We start from the raw sequence: 19,046 nt of genomic DNA, 5'->3' as shown, positions 1-19,046 counted from the left end.
CTACTCCGCACTTTCGTTGAGCAACACGGGCAACCACAACCGGTTGGCCAGGACGCCGAACCTCGTTGGCTCCTCGGCCCAGACACATTCGTCATCGAGTGGCGCCGTAGCGGCGAGGTCGGCAAAGGAACTGGATTCACCGAAGACGTAGACATTGCTCGGATCGTCGCCGTCACTGAATTGTCGCCCCCATGTGGCCTCGGCGCTGCTCATGGCATTGTCGATCGACTGTCCGGCAAACCGCCGCTTCGCGTATTCGGCGGTGGTATTGACCCACATCGGAATCGGACCGCGCAAACCCCGATCGAGTAGATCGACCAGTTGAAGCAGAATTTCGAGCGGGTTCTCCGGAGCGGCCAGGACGGAACGTGTTGCCGCGCGTTGATTTCCACCCCGTCCTACCGTGATCGCATTGACCAGACCATGGTCGCCGGCCGCGGCAAGCACCAACAAATTGACCCACGCGTTCACGCGATGTTTGGGGGCCAACGACGAATACTGCGCCCGCACAATCGAATTTCCGTACACTCCGGTCACGGTCCCGCTCAGGCGTCTACCCCCGCCAAGATCAACTGCAACGTCGACGGAGGCAGCATCTCCGGCCATGTGTGGCAATGCGAGTGCCGCCAACTGGTCCACTACCCACTCGATGTTGCCCAACACGGCACTGCCGAGTTTGTAGGGCGGTAACGTACCTCGCCGCCATTCGGCGGCCCGGAAGTCCGCGGAACTGCGTCCGGTCAAGCGAGAGAGGAGCATTCGATCTCCCAACTCCCAGGTCGCGAGCCCATCGAGCTCCGCGTCGAGTGAATCGGCAATGTCGTCACCGAGTTCCGGCACCCGCACACCGAGTCGCTGACGCAGGAATCCGCGGGCCGGGTGAGTGAGAAACGATGCCAGGTCCGCGAGGTTGACGTCACCCGGCGGCACGGACGGCAGCAAGGCCGAGCGGATCGACGGCGGCGGGACCGGCACCGCGGTGATGGCACGGGCGCCTGCCAGCGCTGCGGCGTCGAAGCTGAACGGTTTGTCCACCTCGAAGTTCCGCTTGTCGAATGACTGCAACGGATGTCGGGTCACAACCTGATCCAAGGCGTTCGGCCCCACAGCCAACTTCAGAACATCGAGTAACCCGCTGAGCGGAATCGCAGGTGGGCGGATTGCGCCGGTCACGGGATCTGCGCCTGTGTAGAGGAGCAGCAGGTGTTCACCGGCCGACATCACGGCGTCGAGCAGCAGTTGCCTATCTTCGCTACGCAGGTCTCGTTCCCCGACAACAGGATCGCGAGCCAAGATGTCGTCTCCGTCGACGCCGCCGGATCGCGGAAACACCTCGTCGTCGAGTCCGAGCAATACAACTACCCGGTGCGGGACCGACCGCATCGGCACCATGGTGCAGACGGTCAATTCGCCCGTTCGGAAATTGGCGCGAGTCGGCCGCCCGGCCAGGCTCTTCGAGAGAAGCGCACGGATGTCGGAGAGTTGAAGTGTGGTGTCGGAACCGAACTCCACCGCGCTCGCAAGAATCCGTTGCGCCGACGCACCCTGCCAAGCGTCGTCCGGCGCCGCGTCGGTGAGAAGGTCCAACGCTCGGAGCAACACCCGAAGCCACTCCGACGGTGAATGGGGTCCCGCCAGATCGCGCAGCGAAACCGCGAGCCTGTCGATGTACTCGGCAAAGCGGCCACTGAGGTCGATGTCTGTGCTTTCGACGTCGTCGAGGGGCAATGCGAGGTCGAGCCACGCGTTTTCCGACTCATCTGCACTGGCGCCCAACAGAATGCGGTCGACGGCGGTGTTGAAGGTGTTCTGCTTGAAACCGGCCAGACCGAACGTTGCCCGCTGCCTGATGTCGATGCCCCATCGCGCCCCGGCAGCACCGGTCCACTCTCGCAGACGCTCCAACTCGTCGTCGGAGAACGCGAATCGGGTACGCACCGGCACGCTGGTGGCAAGGTCGAGAACCTGGCTGGCCGTGGCGCGTCCGTCTGCCAGTTCGAGCAAAGTGCCCAGTACAGCCAACATCGGATTGGTCTGGCGCAGACCACGATCAGCGAGGCGGACGCGAAGACGATGACCGGGGTGTCCCTGAATACCCTGACCGAACGCTCCGCGCACCAACGGCGCATATGTTTCGACATCGGGGCACATCACCAGGACATCACGAGGTTCGAGCGTCGGGTCGTCCTCGAACAACCGCAACAGGCACTCTCGCAGTACTTCAACCTGCCGCGCTGCGCCGTGACACGCGTGCACCTGAACGCTCCCATCGGGTTTCACTCCACCCGAGGGGGCACGATCGGCCACGATATCCGCCTGTACTGCCGCCAAAAGTGTCTGTGTCTCTGATGTGGCCGGCAGATATTCCGAGACGAGATCGATGCTTGCCAGACTCGACTGCATTTCGCGAACATCACGGGCCAGGCTGGACAACAGCGGGTTCGGCGAGATCAACGCAGAGTTGTCATCCGAACGGCGAGTGGCGATCACCCCGGACGACAACTGGGTGTTCATCTCCTCCCACAGCGCCGGGCTTGGATGTGGCAGCCAGATGTGCACGTCGCGATGGGTCGCCACCGCATCGAGAATCATTCGCTGATCAACCGGCAGGCGGGTGGGACCGAACACCGAAATACGTTCCGGTAGAGAAATAACAGTGGCATCATCCTTCAGTCGGCTGCACACCGACATGAGCCGCGTTGCCGGACCAGGCACGTCGATTCTCTCCGCGACTACCGTCCACAACTTGGCTTGCCACTCGAAGTCGTCGGCAAGCGGTAGTCCGTGGCCGTCGGTGAACCGACCGGCAGCCCACTCGATCAGCATCTGTGGACGCTGCGCCGCGTAGCTGGAGAACAGATCGGTAATATGCGACGCAGACGCAAAGCGCCGCCCCACCCCGAGTCCACGATGATGCTTGGCAAGCACGCCGCACCATGGCTCGTCGATGGAATCGTCGATGGCACCCAGAACCGTCCACACCAAACGCGTCGGCGCCCATGGATCATTGTCCGCGCCGACGCCACTGACCACGGCGAGGACGTCGGCGACCAGTCGAATCGGCGAGGGGAAACTGATGTTGGCAGCGATGCCATCCTGCGAGGACTCCGTCGCAGTGCCCAATCGGGAGGAAAGCTGCTGGTTGAGCCAGCGCTCCACACCTTTTGCGGGAACGGCGACTATCTCACGGGCAAACGGATCCGACAACGGCGAACGAAGAAGGGCGGACAGGGCCGAGACCAGCGTGTCGGCACGCTCGGCACGATACAACTTCAGCAATCCTCGCCCCTCTCGATCCCGCGATGTCCTGAACCCGGATACGTCCATCTCACCACGCGAGTGCGACACGAACTCGCACCCGCAACCGAAACCCCCTCACACAGCAGTGACGAGCAGGCAACATGCCTGCAATCGAACCTTCGTACTGTGCGGAAATGACCAGTCCCATCACCACACCTCGTCCTCTTGGAACAGGTCTCGATATATCGGGCCTCGGTAAGACCTTCACGATGGGACGGCGGTCGGTGACCGCGTTGACCGACGTCTCATTGCAGACGAGCGAGGGCACCTTCTTGTCCCTGCTCGGGCCGTCCGGCTGCGGCAAATCCACTGTTCTGCGCATTCTCGCCGGACTCGACACTCCGAGCGCAGGTACTGCGCTGGTCAACGGGCAAACGCCGGCCGAGCTGACAAAACGCCGGGAACTCGGAATCGCCTTTCAAGATTCCGCTCTCCTTCCCTGGCGGACAGTGACCTCCAACATCAAGCTCCCACTCCAGGTCGCCGGCATCGATCCGGATCCGGAGTTCATAGCCGACCTGATCGCGCTTGTCGGGCTCGAAGGATTCGAGAAGGCAAAACCTGCCCAACTCTCGGGTGGCATGCGCCAGCGTGTCTCGATCGCACGGTCTCTGGTGGTCAAGCCGAGTGTCCTTCTCCTCGACGAGCCGTTCGGCGCCCTGGACGACATGACCCGCCAACGTCTCAACATGGAACTACTTCGAATCTGGACCGAGAAACCGGCTACGACGTTGATGGTCACTCACGGCATCTCGGAGGCGGTGTTCCTGTCGGATGTTGTTGCAGTCATGAGCCCGCGACCCGGACGCGTCCTCGAAGTTGTTCCCATCGATCTCCCGCGGCCACGCACGCCCGAGATGATGCGCACGCCCGAATTCCACGCGATCCACGACTACCTGTCGGGTCTCCTGTTCGGAAAAGCAGGCGTTGCATGACAATTACCGATATCGAAAATGTTGCCACCGCAGCAGCAGAACCCATTCCGACGAGGCGGCGGGTGCTCAAACGCCCCACCTGGCTTGGCGGCGCAATCGGAATCTGTGGGCTGATAGCAATTTGGTGGATTCTTGCAGCCGCCGGAGTCGCTGGAGGGACGATCCCCACACCGTGGGTAGTGATCTCGACGATGTTCGACGACGGTTGGGCGCTCTACGGCCCCAATTTCACTGTCACCGCTTCCGGTGCCTTGCAGGGCTTCCTGTGGGGAAACTTGCTGGCAATCGCCCTGGCAGTCCTGGTTGTTCTCATCCCACCGATCGAGGGTCTCGCCACTCAACTTGCGATCCTCAGCTACTGCACACCACTGCTCGCACTCGGCCCGATCATCCTGGTGGTCTTCGGTGGACGGACCCCGACCATCTTCCTTGCGGCGATGTACTGCTTCTTCACCACCATGGTCGGAACTCTCGCCGGCTTACGATCCGCCGACAAAGCGAGCCTCGACCTGGTTGCCGCCTACGGCGGTGGGCGCTGGCAGAAGTTCACCAAAGTGCAAATGGTGAGCGCACTTCCGAGTACTTTTGCCGCTCTCAAGATCGCGGCACCGTCGGCTGTTCTCGGCGCCATCCTCGGTGAATACCTCGGCGGAGTGGACAGCGGAATCGGAGTTGCCCTGACGGCGGCGCAATCGTCGTACAACGTCCCCCGAACGTGGGGAATGGCCATCGCCGCGGCTCTGCTCGCCGGGTTGGGATACGCCCTCGTTGCCGCGGTCGCGAAGATCGTGACACCGTGGACCTCGGCTCCCGGAGCACAGAAATGACCGCGGTACGAGGAACATTCAGATTCCTCGCTCCGATCGCCATTGCATCCGCACTGTTGCTCGTCATCTGGGTCGTCTTTCTCAACGCCTTTCCCCAAGTAGGACCGCGCGTGGGGAAAACGCCCGCCGATGTGTGGGAGTATCTGTTCACCGGACCGAAATCCGCCGACGCGCGGTCCGGAATCCTCGACAACCTGCTCATCACCTTGCGCGATGCGGGTGTCGGCTTTGCCGTCGGAATGACGGCCGCGCTTGTCGTAGCGTCGATATTTGTCGTCTCCCGCACCGTGGAACAGACGTTCATGCCGGTCGCGATGCTGCTGCGGTCCGTGCCACTCGTCGCAATGACCCCGATAATCGTGTTGATCTTCGGACGCGGAATCGTCGGCGTCACAGTCATGGTCGCCATCGTCGTGTTCTTCCCGGCGCTGGTCATGATCATGGTCGGTTTGCGGGCAGCACCGACCCAAGCCCGGGACCTCATTACCGCCTACGGCGGGAGTCGTTGGACTGCATTGCGAATGGTGTCCGTCCCCTCAGCGCTTCCCGCAGTGTTTGCCGCAGCGCGTGTCTCCGTCCCGGGAGCACTGATCGGAGCACTGATCGGCGAATGGCTCGGTAGCGGTCAAGGTCTGGGATCGAGCATGATCAAGGCGATTCCCCGCTATCAGTACAACGAGTTGTGGGCGTCCATCGTGGTGATCACAGTCGTGTCCATCATCCTCTACGCCGTTGTCGGAATCTTCGAGAACCTCGCTTTGTCCCATTTCGGCCCTTCAGCAGGCAAAGCGTGAGAACTGTTAACACAACCTCAACAAATAGTGTCCGCCAAGCAAACTCGATGAAATCGACTGCCCCTAGTGTTCCGGTTCATGACGCCTTTCAAGCCCGTCCGCCAGGTGGACCGCCGAGCTTTCTTCCGTTACTCCGCACTGACCGGCATCGCTGTGGCAGGCAGCGCGTCATTGCTCGCCTGCAGCAGCGATTCCACAGCATCGAGCGGTGGCACCTCCGATGACGGATCCGAATTCGGAACTGTCGCAGTGCAATTGTCCTGGATCAAGAACATCGAGTTCGCCGGCGAATACTTCGCGCTCGACAAGGGTTACTACAAGGATGCCGGATTCGGGAACGTCGAACTGGTTGCAGGCGGCGCCGCCGGCACGGGCGTCGAAGCCGGACTGGACACCGGCAAGGTGTGGATCGGCATGTCGGCCCCGCAGCTCACCGCTCCCGCCGTTCTCGACGGACTCGAGGCCAAGATCGTCGGCGCAACCTTCCAGAAGAACCCGTTTGCGATAGTCAGTTCCGCTGCAGCACCCATTAATTCGCCACAGGACATGATCGGCAAGAAGATCGGTGTCCAGGATTCCAATCAGCTGGTCTTCGGCGCCCTCCTGGCCGCGAACGGTCTGACCGAAAGTCAGATGACCATCGTGCCCGCTCAATTCGACCCCAGCCCACTAGCCAACGGCGAGGTCGACGGTTGGGTCTCCTACGTCACCAACGAGCCGATTACTCTGGCCGCCAAAGGTTTCCCCAATGCCCACTTCCTGTTCGCGGACTACAACCTGCCACTGGTAGCCGAATCGTTCACTGTCCTTCAATCGACCATCGACAACGAACGGGACAAGCTCAAAGCCTTCCTGAAGGCCGAAATTCAGGGCTGGCGCGACGCTGTCGCCGATCCCGCGGAATCCGCCCGACTCGCAGTCGAGGTGTACGGCAAGGACCAGAACCTGGAACTCGAAGAGCAGACCAAGGAAGCGACCGCACAGAACGACCTCGTGGTGTCGGCCGACACCAAGGCAAACGGACTGTTCACCATGACCCCGGCATTGATCGAGCAGAACATCGCAGCATTGGCAAAAGCAGGACTGGAGATTTCAGCAGATCAACTGTTCGACCTGTCGATCCTCGAGGAGGTGTACGCCGAGAACCCGGATCTCATCTGACGCTACTGACCGAACGTGAACCGAAGGTTGGCATTGATCAGCGTGTTGATTCGTTTGCGCATGCGGACCACATCGGACTCCGTCGGCACCGGATCGTCAACGAACAACGTCCAACACAGTGTCGTTTCGTAGCCGACCGCCTCGATGTCGAAACGAATAATCGCATCGGGGCGGTCCGGCCAGATCGAGGACCAGATCACCAACTCCGGTTCAACGGCCTCGACAATCGTTGGTTCAATCTCGTTGTCTCGCAGATCGAGCCAATGCCTGACCGGCTCCCGATGCGGATCGATCAGAGCTTCGAACAAGAACCGCGCGGGCGGCGGCTGACTTCGGCGTCGTCTCGCAACTTGGTGCATGGAGCGATCCTACTGATATCCGCAACCCACGTGAGTGGCATCGTCTCACTGCCGCGAGATCGCAACCCGCGCTACCTCTTCCGGATCGATGAGATGAGTATGATCGTCGTCGCCGATTTCGATCTGCACGACGTCGATACGGCCGTTGAATTTGCTGGTCACGCCGTAATCCGCGCTGACCGGCATCCCGTAGTCGTCACCGATATCGGTGGTTTCCTCAGCCGAGAAGATCAGGGGCTGTGTCTGCTCGACCCGACCGGTACCCACCGGGATCCCGTCGTGAAAGAGCGTCACATCACCGCCGCGCGCGAGACCTCCCCCGTCGTAGGCGAATTCGACCCGAATCTGATGCTTACCCGGCGGGAGGTCTACGGCGGATTCGGTGGCGAACTCCGTCATACCGAGGAGGTTGTACACGAACCGAAGGCGCCCGTCCTTGACATAGAGCGTCCATCCGCCGAATCGACCACCCTGAGCGATCACTACGCCGTGTGCCGACGTGCCGGCTGGGATATCGACGGCAGCAGTCACACTGAACGACCTGTTCTTGATGTTCAGAACGCTGTGCTCGCTGAGCCGTTTCATCCCGGGGAAGAGCACCTGCCTGTTCCCCGATACCAATTGCGGACGACCGGCAAGCTTCGCACTGAATCTCTCGGCCCGGCGATCGTCGATGGGAAGCACGTTGTACTTCACCGCCTCGATCAGCCACAGCCGTTGCAGTGACGCAAGGCGATCCGGCATCTCCTTGGCCAAGTCGTGCGCCTGCGTCCAATCCTTCGACCCGTCGTACAGCTCCCAGACGTCATCGTCGAGGGCTGGAAGCGTTTCGTTGAATATCCACGGAGTGCTGTGCCGAGTGACGGCGCTCCACCCCTTGTAATAGATTCCGCGGTTTCCGAGCATCTCGAAATACTGCAGATCGTGTCGTTCGGGCGCCGACGCATCCTCGAAGGTGTACATCATGCTCGTTCCCTCGACTGGCGATTGCTGCACTCCGTTCACGAATGTGGGCTCGGGCAACCGCGCGGCCTCGAGTACCGTCGGCGCTACGTCGATGACGTGCGTGAACTGTGAGCGTGTCTCACCTTTGCTCTTGATGCCGGCCGGCCAGTGCACGATCGTTCCGTTGCGTGTTCCACCCCAATGGGAAGCAACCTGTTTGGTCCATTGGAACGGCGAGCACATTGCCCATGCCCAACCAACCGCGTAGTGGTTGTACGAATCCTTCGTACCGAGTTGATCTTTGATGTGAACCATGAATTCTTCGGTCTCGATTGCCGCGAGCCCGTTGAAGTTGGCCATCTCGTTGAAAGCCCCGTTGATCGTCCCCTCTGCAGACGCTCCGTTGTCGCCGATGATGTAGTACACCAACGTATTTTCGAGTGCCCCGACCTCCTCGATCGCATCGACAACACGGCCGATGTGGTAGTCGGTGTGTTCGAGAAAGCCCGCGTAGACCTCCATCTGGCGCTCGAGTACGGGTTTCATCTCGTCACTCATGTCGTCCCAGGACGGGATCATGTCGGGCCGGGCGGTCAATACCGCATCGGCCGGAACAACGCCCAGTTTCTTCTGCCTCGCGAGAATCGACTCTCGTTGCGCGTCCCAGCCACCGGCGAATCGACCGATGTACTTGTCTGCCCACTCTTGTGGAACATGATGCGGCGCATGGGTAGCGCCCGGAGCGAAGTACAGGAAGAAAGGTTTGTCCGGTGCCAGCGATTTCTGCGTTCGCACCCAGTCGATCGCATGATCCGCGAGGTCTTCGGTGAGGTGATACCCCTCCTCCGGCGTCTTCTCCGGTTCCACGGGAGACACTCCCTCGTACAGCGCCGGATAGTACTGATTGTTCTCCCCGCCGATAAAACCGTAGAAATGCTCGAATCCACCCTCACCCGTGGGCCACGCGGTAAACGGTCCGACTGGAGACGTTTGCCAGGGTGGCACTTCATGACATTTGCCGAACTGTGCCGTCGAGTATCCGTTGAGTTTCAACGTCATCGGCAGCGCAGCTTTGGTATTGGGGCGCATCCCCGAGAGCCCAGGGGCCGACGTCGCAGTCTCCGTGATCGAACCCATCCCGACCGAGTGATGGTTGCGGCCGCTCAGAAGAGCAGCGCGCGTCGGTGCGCACAGTGCCGTGGTGTGGAAACGGTTGTAGGTCAGACCGCCACGCTGCAAACGCTCAGCAGTCGGTGTATCTGCCGGTCCACCAAAAGCACTACTCGCACCGAAGCCCACGTCGTCGAGCAGGATCACCAGTACGTTCGGGGCGCCATCGGGCGGCAGTCGCGGTGTGATGGGAGGGAAGGTCGTATCCGGATCTTTGGCGTCGTACGTCACCAAGCCCAGATGTTGGCGATCCGGGACCGGCAGCACCTCGCGTCGTCGACTCGTCGGATCCGTCACTGTTTCTCCCTCTCTACCCCCACCTTCCAGCATCGCAGCATCAACTCGGGCGATTCGTCATCCGTAACGGGTGAAGAGAAGGTCACCGGCCTGACGGAGATGAACAGTCTGCGGAAACTCGGATAATTCAGGCGCAATGGAGGAAACTGACCAGCACATCCGTCCGAGAGGCTCGTCATGCGTAAACGTCACCAGATTCTGCTTGCCTTGTCTGCCGCGATCGGGTTGTCGCTGACACCGATCGCGGCGTCCGCCACCCCGAGCACCGGAGTGCACGGCGAAATCCTCGGGCAGGTGACGTTCGGTGACAAGGACTACGTATTGCGCCAGATCACCGTCGACCCCGGTGGATCCACCGGCTGGCATTTCCATGACGGCGTTCTCTACGCTGCCGTTGCTGCGGGTACCTTGAGCCATTACCGATCCGATTGCTCGGTCGACGGCATCTATCAGACCGGCAGCACCCTCGTCGAGCCGAGCGGATCCGATCACGTTCACATCGGCAACAATTCGCAGACCACTCCCCTGGTCCTCCTTGTTGTCTACGTCAATCCCACGGGCAGTCCGTTGTCCGAGGATGCTGCGGCACCCAACTGCCAGCTACCCGGGTAGCGGAGAAGCGACGGGGAATCGTATCGGCATCGATTCGATTCCGGACACGAAGTTGGCGGCGCGACGCGGCAGTGGCGCGTCCGTCGCCAGTTCCATCCCCGGCAAGCGCTGGAAAACCTGCTCGAACATGATCGTTCCCTCCAGCCTCGCCAACTGATTACCCAAACAGAAATGCGTGCCGAACCCGAACGCTACATGAGGGTTCGGTGTCCGACCGATATCGAACTGTGCCGCGTCCACGAACACGGCGTCGTCGAAGTTCGCCGACTCGAAGAGCAACAGCATCTTCTCTCCCGCTTCCAGATGCGCGCCGAAAAAATCCGTATCGCGGGTAAGTGTGCGCGCCATGTTCTTGATCGGCGACGACCATCGCAGCATCTCTTCCATCGCCAACGGAATCGTGTCCTGATCGTTGGCCAGTATTCGGCACTGATCGGGGTGGCGCAGTAGTTGTTCCATCCCTCCGCTGAGAACATGACGCGTCGTTTCGTCGCCACCGATCAGAATCAACAACGATTCGTTGACAATTTCCTGATCCGACAGCGCCTCTCCGTCGACTTCGCTGTGGATCAACGTGCTGATCAAGTCGTCCGCCGGGGCCATCCGACGCTCCCGGATCGTCCGGGTCATGTACTCCGTGAAATCGACGTATGCCGCCATCATCGCCTGGAGTTGTTCCGGGGAAGCATTGCTACCCAGGGCTGTCACCAAATCGTCCGACCACCGCAGGAATACCTCACGTTCTTCCGGACGCACCCCCAGCATGTCGCCGATGACCGCCATCGGCAGAGGCGCTGCAAGATCGGCCACGAAGTCCGCTTCCCCGCTCTCACACACAGCATCGATCAACTGGTCACAGATCTGCCGAATCCGATCGCGTTTCGCTTCGACCTTCCTGCGGGTGAAACCGGCATTGACCAGGCGTCGGCGCGTGAGATGCTCCGGATCGTCCATGTCGATCATCTGCGGAAGCGGTCCGGTTTCAGGTCTGATACCACCGGCATTGGAGAACAACTCCGGGTCTCGCTCTGCCGCGATGACGGCGGCGTAACTCGCAGCCGCAGGAATGCCGTTCGCACTGTCTCGATACACGGGTTCGTGCTCACGCATCCACGCGTATGCGTCGCGCACATCGCCGAGGTCACCGGAATAGAAGCGCCCGTCGATCAGGTCGAAGCTCGGTCGGTCCGCCATCTCGCCGTCCTCTCTCGAGAAACCCTTGCCTGAACAAGTAGAACCTGTTCCTATAGAGCTCGGGGCGATATTGCCGAAGTTTGTCGGCGCACCTCGAACCGTGGATCACCGCGCATACGACAACCGGGAGATGGACATGGGCGACAACACCGCCTTTGCAGGCAGATCGGTACTTGTTACCGGCGGCGGAAGCGGCATCGGGTTCGGCATCGCCGGTGCGCTCGCCGGTGCCGGTGCCCACGTCACGATCTGCGGACGCAACAAGGACAAACTCGATGCTGCGGCTCAGTCGATTCGCGCCAGGAACGGAGCAGGCTCCGTCATTGCCGTACCCACCGATATAACCGTCGAAGCCGAAGTTGTCTCTGCGGTCGCATCAGCAGCCGAGGCCACGGGAACACTCGACGGCGTTGTCGCCTGCGCCGGCGGCAACGAAACCATCGCCCCGGTGACTCAACTCGACGTCGACGCCTGGCGCCGTACGGTCGACCTCAACGTCACCGGCACGATGCTGACGATCAAGCACGGCGCACGTGCCCTCGTTTCCGGAGGCAGTGGTTCCATCGTGGCGATCTCGTCGATCGCGAGCAGCAACACACATCGATGGTTCGGAGCATACGGCGTGTCGAAATCCGGCGTCGACCATCTCGTGCAACTGGCGGCAGATGAACTGGGGGCCAGCAATATTCGGGTCAATGCAATTCGCCCCGGCCTCACTCGAACCGATCTGGTCGCGCTCATCACCGACGGTGGGCCGATTCTCGACGACTACATGGCCAACACTCCCCTCGCCCGTGTCGGCGAAGTGGACGACATCGCATCACTCGCGACGTTCCTCCTCGGGCCTGACTCGACCTGGATCACCGGACAGATCATCAACGTCGACGGTGGCCAGATGCTCCGGCGCGGACCGGATTTCCGCTCGATGCTCGAAGCCGTGTACGGCGCCGACGGTCTGCGCGGAGTGGTCGCATGAGCTACACCATCCTGGGCAAGACCGTCGAGATGCCCGTCGAAGTTCGTACCGCTTCCGCATTCATGGCCATGTTCTCCGTTCCGAGTGTCACCGCCCAGTCGATCATCAACCACACCGGCCTGACCGTTCTGCAATTCCGTCCGGGACGCGCATTGTGCGGGCTGGTATTCGTCGACTACGTGGACGGAGATCTGGGACCGTACAACGAATTCGGCGTGACCTACATGGTGCGAAGTCATACCGCTCCATCGGAGATTTCGGTGCTGGGAGATCTTCGTGCGCTCACATCGGGTACAGCGGGCGCACTCATCCATCAACTGCCCGTGGACGGCGAGTTCACCAAGGCCGCCGGCCGTGAGATCTGGGGATTCCCGAAGGTGTTGGCGGAATTCGATACCGAACACGTCGGATCCGTCAAGCGCGGTTCGGTATCTCACGACGGCAAACTCATCGCGCAGTTGAGCGTGAAATCAGGAGTGAGCGTTCCCGGCTCGGGCGCGAACATGTCACTTGCCGCGTACTCGCATCTCGACGGCGTCACCCGCTGCACGTCGTGGGATATGGCTCCCACCGGCGTCAAATCTCGCCCGGGTGGCGCGGAGCTCCAGCTCGGCACCCACCCGATGGCAGCCGAATTACGACGCCTCGGCCTGCCGAAAAGAGCCTTGATGACCACCACGATTTCCAACCTCGCCATGACGTTCGGGGAGTCGACAACGATCTGACGGCGTCCGCCCGATAGAGCGCGCCTGTTCTGAATGCCCTCCTGCGGCGCCACCTTGTCGGCTCCGCAGGAGGGCTCATCCCCGGGCGCAGAGACTGCGACCCTGAGGGAGCGACACAGATCCCTCACAAGGGGGCGCCAATCGATCGATAGGAGCGCACGGCGTGTCGCATGCTTTCAGTGTTGGAAAACTTCAGTGTTGGAAAACTTCAGTGTTGGAAAACGGCTTCGGACGAGACCGTTTCGGTGTTGATCCACCATGGCATCCGCCGTTATTCGTCACACGGGTCGAATGACCCATTCGGGTACCTGTTTTCGGGCTGTCGCGCGTCACCACGGCCGCCGGCGCCGACGGAGAAGGTCCAATCAACAGTTTGACGCGTGCCGTTGTCGTAGACCTCCGGTCACGCGATGCTGCTCGCACCGCGGGTGAAATCTCGCGCCTGCCCTGACCTGCACCAAACCGACCAGGCCGCAACCTTCGCCCGTCCGGAAATGCCACCCAGAAAGACTCTGGCACAGTGGAATACCTCATTCCGTCGACAACTCCACCAATCCAGTCAGGTGGAATTCATCGACCAGTTGCCTCATCGATACGTGATACCGGTCGGCCTGGTTCAGTCCGCTGAAGCTTGGGATGATCCGCAAAATAGGTATGCCACCGGGTAATTGGGCCGTTGTTGCCACCTGCGTGAGGCAACAGCCTTGTCGTGACTCACAAATCGTGACCATGAGACTTGCCCACGCCTCACCGATTCTCCCCGACGCTCCGGGTAAGTTGCGTCTCCCGACGGGACGCGAATCACTCAGGTCCCAGACCGGAAGGAACTATCGGCGTCCTCGACAGTGAATGGACACGCAGCAGATTTCCCGACACGCATCCTCTTCACGAGATTCGCACTGCAACAGGGATATTGGTCTGATCGGTTCAGTCACCAGCTACATAATTGTCCACGGATAGCGAGAACTGTTGGCACACGTGCTGCCAACTCATCTTCAATCGCTCTCCAGCATAGGCGATCTCGCAAACAACGCCGCCCAACAGTCGATCACTGACGCGTGCGGCGAGATTGCCGACCCCGATCAAGGAAAAATCATGGGAAAACACAGGAAACAACATCGACCTCGCGCCAGAAGATTTGTCGCACTAGCGGCAGGAGCAGGAGCTCTTACAGCCATCGGCACCTTCGCAAATACGGGCGTGGCCAGCGCACACGACTGGTCACAAGTAGCCATGTGCGAAAGTTCCGGAAACTGGAGCATCAACACGGGCAACGGATTCTACGGCGGACTGCAGTTCACACAGTCGACGTGGGACGCCTACAAACCCGAAGGTGCACCCGCCCGTGCCGACATGGCATCGATCGCGGATCAAGTCGCGGCAGCGGAAGCAACCCTCGACGCTCAAGGCATCGGTGCGTGGCCGGTGTGCGGCGCACACCTCGGCTGGGGTGGTGTCACTCCCGGTTCAGGCGACGTATCAACTCTGCCTTCTGCCGGAGAAGCCGTCCATGTGGCCCCGGCAGCACTTCATACCGGTAGCAGGTGCAATTGGGAGTGGCCGGTCGATGGGGCGATTTCGCAGGGATTCCATGCCGGACACGATGGAGCGGACTTCGCAGTCGACGTCGGAACAGTTCTCCATGCCCCGACCTCTGGCACGATCTCGGTTGCCGGACCATTTGATCCTGGCGGATACGGAACCTATATCCAGCTCGAAGCCGATACCGGCGAGCAGATTCAGATGGGCCACCTTTCCGAAACATGGGTCAGCAAAGGCACCCATGTCCAGGTCGGCGACGAAATCGGCGCCACGGGCAATACCGGCAGCTCAACCGGCCCGCACCTGCATCTCCGCATCCACAGCGGCGGCGCCGTCGACCCCGTCGGATTCCTGAAGTCGGTCGGTGCATGCAACACCGGAGCGAGCGTCACTCCCGCACCGATCTTTGCACCCGCGTTGGATGCTCCGGCACCAAAGCCAGTTGAATCGGCAGTCGGCGACACGGTGACGGTATCCGAAGGCGACACACTGTTCGACCTTGCTTCAACGAGAGGGAAGAATTGGCAAGAGGTTTGGGCGATGAACGCGTGGATCACTGATCCTGACCAGATTTTCGTGGGCGATGTGATCACGTTCTAAACAGGAAGGCGGTTGCCGCCCCGAGGGCTCCTGCCCGAACGAGCGAACGTACCTTTCGGCGCCTTGGATGCACCGAAAGGTACGTTCGCTCGATGGGGTTGGAGCGCGGTGGACCCCGCCATGACGCTCGGGGACGCCGAATCGATGTAGATGTTCGCCGACGCACCCCTTTCGGTCACGTGTGACTCGGGCTACACTCCTGGACGGTTGACCAACTCGCGTCAGACCGCCCGAAAGGACACTCGTGCAGATCACCCGACGCACCGTACTGGCCGGCGCTGCCGCCGCACCTGCGCTCGCCGCTCTGTCGACGAGCCCGGCCGTCGCAGCTTCGCCGGCACGCACAGTTTCACCCGCACGCACCGACAAGTCGTCGGCGTCGCTGCAGGTGGGCGTCGGAATTTCCGACGTGACCGGACCGGTCGCCGAGGTCGGCATGATGGGCTACTCGAGCTTCGACCAACGCGCCGAAGGCCTGCACCAGCGAATGCGCGCACGCGCCTTCGTCTTCGAGTCCGGCGGGTCGCGGATTGCCTACGTCTGCGTCGACAACTGCATGATCTTCCAGTCCGTTCACGACGAGGTCCTGCGCCGACTGGCCGGGAAATTCGGTGACATCTACACCGAACGCAACGTCATGCTGACCGCTATCCATTCACACGCGGCGTGCGGTGGGGCGTCGCACAACTACGCATACAACCTCGCAGTTCTCGGATTCGAACTGCAGGTGTTCGAAGCCGAGGTCAACGGCATGGTCGAGGCGATCAGCGCCGCCCACGAGAACCTGGCGCCGGGCACCGTTCGTTTCGGCCGGTCCGATCTCACCGATGCCAGCGTCAACCGATCACGAGTGGCGTTCGACCTCAATCCCGAAGAGGACAAGGCCTACTACCCCGGCGGCAACGACCACCATATGCGTGTTATGCGAATCAGCCGGGGCAGCAACGACATCGGAGCGATTAACTGGTTCGCCACCCACTGCGCCTCGCTCACGAACGAGAACCATTTCATCTCCGGGGACAACAAGGGCGCCGCGGCGTACTTCTGGGAGCACGATGATCAGGGTGTGCGCTACCTCGACGGCGACACCAGCTTCATTGCTGCTTTTCCGCAGACCAACAGCGGCGACATGTCACCCAACCTCTTCCTCGAGCCCGGCCGCGGACCGACCGACGACGAATTCGAGAATGCACGGATCATCGGGCTCCGCCAGGTAGCGGCTGCTCAAACTGCCTTCGACTCGGCCTCCGAAACCGTCGCCGGTGGCGTGGACAGTCGGATCATGTACCTGGACATGGCAGATCAGGTGGTGAGTGGAAGATTCACCCCGGACGGACGCGAGCACCGCACCGCTCCGGCCGCGATCGGTGCGGCGATGAGTGCCGGAAGCGTCGAGGACGGGCCGGCAATTCCGATCTTCCCCGAGGGCACCCGAAACCCCATGATCGACGCCTTGGGCGGCATAAATGCTCCTGTGCCTCAATGGCTTCAGGATGCACAGGCCCCCAAACTCGTAGTCGTTCCGGTCGGCCTTTTGCCACCGGGCGGATGGGTGCCGAACGTGCTGAAGATCCAGATCCTGCGGATCGGCCAGTTCTACATCGTCGGCGGCCCTGCGGAATTCACCATTGTCGCCGGCCTACGAGTGCGCAGAACCGTCGCCGAGGAGCTTGGGGTTCCCCTCGAGAACGTCATCTTCCAGGGATACGCGAACTCTTACTCGAGCTACTGCACCACACCACAGGAATACGATTCGCAGCAGTACGAGGGCGGTTCGACGATGTTCGGCCGTTACACGCTGCCGGCCTATCAGCAGGGGTATGCCACCCTCGCGGCCGCGATGCGCGATGGCAACGAACCTCCTCGAGGCCCTGCGCCCGCCAACCTGTCCGGGTTCCAACCCAGCTTCGGCCCTGGCGTCGACTTCGACGAACCTTTGCCGGGAACACAATTCGGCGATGCCACCGTTCAGCCTGGCGACAGATCACCAGGCGGACAGGTTGCGGTCGAGTTCGTCACGGGTCACCCCAAGAACGACACTCACCGAAACGGGACCTTCTACGAGATCCAGCGCAATACCGGTGGATCCTGGACGCGGGTGGCCGACGACAACGACTGGTCCACCAAACTGCACTGGCGCCGAGTCGGGAGCAACGGTTCCGTCGTTCGCATCACGTGGGATGTTCCGGCAGACACTCCGGCGGGTACGTATCGAGTCCAGCACTTCGGCGCGTCGAAGGCTCGGGGTAGTGGCGCGATCACGCCCTTCTCCGGAGTGACCGCCGAATTCCGCCTCACCTGACCCGCGTGAACGTATCGCTCCCCTTGTCTGACAGGGGGAGCGATACGTTCACGCGATGGGGATGGCAGGCGATGGCAAGGTTCACACTGCGGTCGGGTGCAGCGAGGTGGTCTGCGCCGACTGCTCTGACGCCGTGGGGCGGTCGATCTTCGCGGCAACGATCAGGACCAGCAGACCGGCGACGGTAACTGCCGCTCCCATCCAGATCGGCGAGGTGAAGCCGAGTCCGGCAGCAATGGTGAGTCCACCGAGCCACGCGCCCAATGCATTTCCGACATTGAAGGCGGCGATGTTGGCACCCGACGCCATGGTCGGCGCCTCCGACGCGTAGTTCATGATCCGCATCTGCAGTCCGGGTACCGTCGCAAAACCGAAGGCGCCCATGAAGAACAGGGAGATCACTGTCATGATCTTGCTTTCGGCGCTCGCGGCAAACACGATCAGCACCACTGTCAGAATTGCCAGAATCCACACCAGGGCTTTGGTCAGCGAGCGATCAGCAGCCTTCCCACCGAGGACGTTGCCGACAAACAGACCGGAACCAAAAAGGATCAGCAACCACGGAACGCTGGACGCCGCAAAGCCACTCACCTCGGTGAGGGTGAATGCGATGTAGGTGAACGCGCCGAACATGCCGCCGTACCCGAGAATCGTGATGGCGATCGAGAACCACACCTGTTTGTTGCGGAAGGCCTCGAGTTCTCCGCGCAGGCCGCCGCCGTCGGTTGGGGCCGGCGTCGTCGGAACCAGAGCCGCGATCCCGATCAGTGCAACAATGCCGATTGCGGTGATCGCCCAGAAGGTCGAGCGCCATCCGAACTGTTGGCCGAGCATCGTGCCGAACGGAACTCCGAGAACGTTGGCAATGGTCAATCCGGAGAACATCATTGCGATAGCGCCTGCACGCTTGTCCGGCGCAACCATTCCAGCGGCCACCACCGATCCGATGCCGAAGAACGCACCGTGACACAGCGCCGCAACAATGCGCCCACCCATCATCACCTCGTACGTGGGGGCCAGCGCCGACATCAGGTTGCCGATGATGAACAGAACCATCAGCGAGAGCAGGACTTTCTTGCGCTCGAAGCGGATGACTGCCGCCGTCACCAGAATTGCACCGATCGCTACGGAGAGTGCGTAGCCGGAGATCAGGTGGCCGGCGACGGCTTCGGTGACCTCGAAATCGGCGGAGACCTCGGGCAGCAGACCCATGATGACAAATTCGGTGAGGCCGATCCCGAACCCGCCCATAGCGAGGGCAATGAGACCCAATGGCATCTCGGTGTTCCTTTCACAGATTTACGCGC

14 protein-coding genes are annotated in these 19,046 nt (G+C 61.3%); 9 read left to right on the top strand and 5 right to left on the bottom strand.

Annotated features, from left to right (window positions below; translation table 11 throughout):
* Nucleotides 1–3,279: an exodeoxyribonuclease V subunit gamma gene (recC, locus tag FFI94_RS03805; RefSeq protein WP_138873587.1), complete on the bottom strand. Its 3,279-nt coding sequence runs from the start codon at nucleotides 3,277–3,279 to the stop codon at nucleotides 1–3.
* A 122-nt stretch (nucleotides 3,280–3,401) separates the two neighbouring features.
* On the opposite strand from recC, the gene FFI94_RS03800 reads away from it, so the two are divergent.
* The 4 genes from FFI94_RS03800 to FFI94_RS03785 all read left to right on the top strand — a co-directional run bounded on the left by FFI94_RS03800 (nucleotide 3,402) and on the right by FFI94_RS03785 (nucleotide 7,017).
* Nucleotides 3,402–4,235 (top strand): ABC transporter ATP-binding protein, encoded by an 834-nt coding sequence (locus FFI94_RS03800; protein WP_397495187.1) that lies wholly within the window; start codon nucleotides 3,402–3,404, stop codon nucleotides 4,233–4,235.
* Nucleotides 4,232–5,062: an ABC transporter permease gene (locus FFI94_RS03795; protein ID WP_138871805.1), complete on the top strand. Its 831-nt coding sequence runs from the start codon at nucleotides 4,232–4,234 to the stop codon at nucleotides 5,060–5,062. The genes FFI94_RS03800 and FFI94_RS03795 overlap by 4 nt, the downstream gene beginning before the upstream one ends.
* A complete protein-coding gene (locus FFI94_RS03790; RefSeq protein WP_138871804.1) occupies nucleotides 5,059–5,856 on the top strand; it encodes an ABC transporter permease in 798 nt (265 codons plus the stop codon). Before FFI94_RS03795 ends, FFI94_RS03790 begins: the two co-directional genes overlap by 4 nt.
* 78 nt (nucleotides 5,857–5,934) lie before the next feature.
* Nucleotides 5,935–7,017, top strand: coding sequence for an ABC transporter substrate-binding protein (locus FFI94_RS03785; RefSeq protein ID WP_033232660.1), 1,083 nt, complete (start codon nucleotides 5,935–5,937; stop codon nucleotides 7,015–7,017).
* Nucleotides 7,018–7,019: 2 nt separating this feature from the next.
* Here the strand turns inward: FFI94_RS03785 and FFI94_RS03780 are convergent, their stop codons facing one another.
* Together FFI94_RS03780 and FFI94_RS03775 are read right to left on the bottom strand one after the other, a co-directional pair.
* A complete protein-coding gene (locus tag FFI94_RS03780) occupies nucleotides 7,020–7,376 on the bottom strand; it encodes a hypothetical protein (protein WP_138871803.1) in 357 nt (118 codons plus the stop codon).
* 45 nt (nucleotides 7,377–7,421) lie between these two features.
* Entirely contained in the window at nucleotides 7,422–9,821 is a 2,400-nt protein-coding gene (locus FFI94_RS03775) for an arylsulfatase (protein ID WP_138871802.1), read from the bottom strand.
* A gap of 144 nt (nucleotides 9,822–9,965) precedes the next feature.
* Between FFI94_RS03775 and FFI94_RS03770 the strand changes: the two genes are divergently transcribed.
* A complete protein-coding gene (locus FFI94_RS03770; RefSeq protein WP_138871801.1) occupies nucleotides 9,966–10,400 on the top strand; it encodes a cupin domain-containing protein in 435 nt (144 codons plus the stop codon).
* Here FFI94_RS03770 and FFI94_RS03765 read toward each other — a convergent pair.
* Complete coding sequence (locus tag FFI94_RS03765; RefSeq protein ID WP_138871800.1) at nucleotides 10,389–11,594, bottom strand: cytochrome P450; 1,206 nt, start codon at nucleotides 11,592–11,594, stop codon at nucleotides 10,389–10,391. The genes FFI94_RS03770 and FFI94_RS03765 overlap by 12 nt on opposite strands.
* A 130-nt stretch (nucleotides 11,595–11,724) precedes the next feature.
* Here FFI94_RS03765 and FFI94_RS03760 point away from each other — a divergent pair, with 130 nt between their 5' ends.
* From FFI94_RS03760 to FFI94_RS03745, 4 genes are all read left to right on the top strand, one after another.
* Complete coding sequence (locus tag FFI94_RS03760) at nucleotides 11,725–12,570, top strand: SDR family oxidoreductase (protein ID WP_397495550.1); 846 nt, start codon at nucleotides 11,725–11,727, stop codon at nucleotides 12,568–12,570.
* Complete coding sequence (locus tag FFI94_RS03755) at nucleotides 12,567–13,295, top strand: acetoacetate decarboxylase family protein (protein ID WP_138871799.1); 729 nt, start codon at nucleotides 12,567–12,569, stop codon at nucleotides 13,293–13,295. Before FFI94_RS03760 ends, FFI94_RS03755 begins: the two co-directional genes overlap by 4 nt.
* A gap of 1,200 nt (nucleotides 13,296–14,495) precedes the next feature.
* Nucleotides 14,496–15,437 (top strand): transglycosylase family protein, encoded by a 942-nt coding sequence (locus tag FFI94_RS34005; RefSeq protein WP_397495182.1) that lies wholly within the window; start codon nucleotides 14,496–14,498, stop codon nucleotides 15,435–15,437.
* Nucleotides 15,438–15,681: 244 nt separating this feature from the next.
* The gene (locus FFI94_RS03745) at nucleotides 15,682–17,739 is read left to right on the top strand and encodes a neutral/alkaline ceramidase (protein WP_138871797.1); all 2,058 of its coding nucleotides are present in this window, start codon (nucleotides 15,682–15,684) and stop codon (nucleotides 17,737–17,739) included.
* An 81-nt stretch (nucleotides 17,740–17,820) separates the two neighbouring features.
* Here FFI94_RS03745 and FFI94_RS03740 read toward each other — a convergent pair whose 3' ends face one another.
* A complete protein-coding gene (locus FFI94_RS03740; protein ID WP_138871796.1) occupies nucleotides 17,821–19,017 on the bottom strand; it encodes an MFS transporter in 1,197 nt (398 codons plus the stop codon).
* Nucleotides 19,018–19,046 lie beyond the last annotated feature (29 nt).

Source organism: Rhodococcus sp. KBS0724 (genome assembly GCF_005938745.2).
Taxonomy (GTDB): domain Bacteria; phylum Actinomycetota; class Actinomycetes; order Mycobacteriales; family Mycobacteriaceae; genus Rhodococcus_F.
This window is presented reverse-complemented; position numbering and strand designations above follow the sequence as displayed.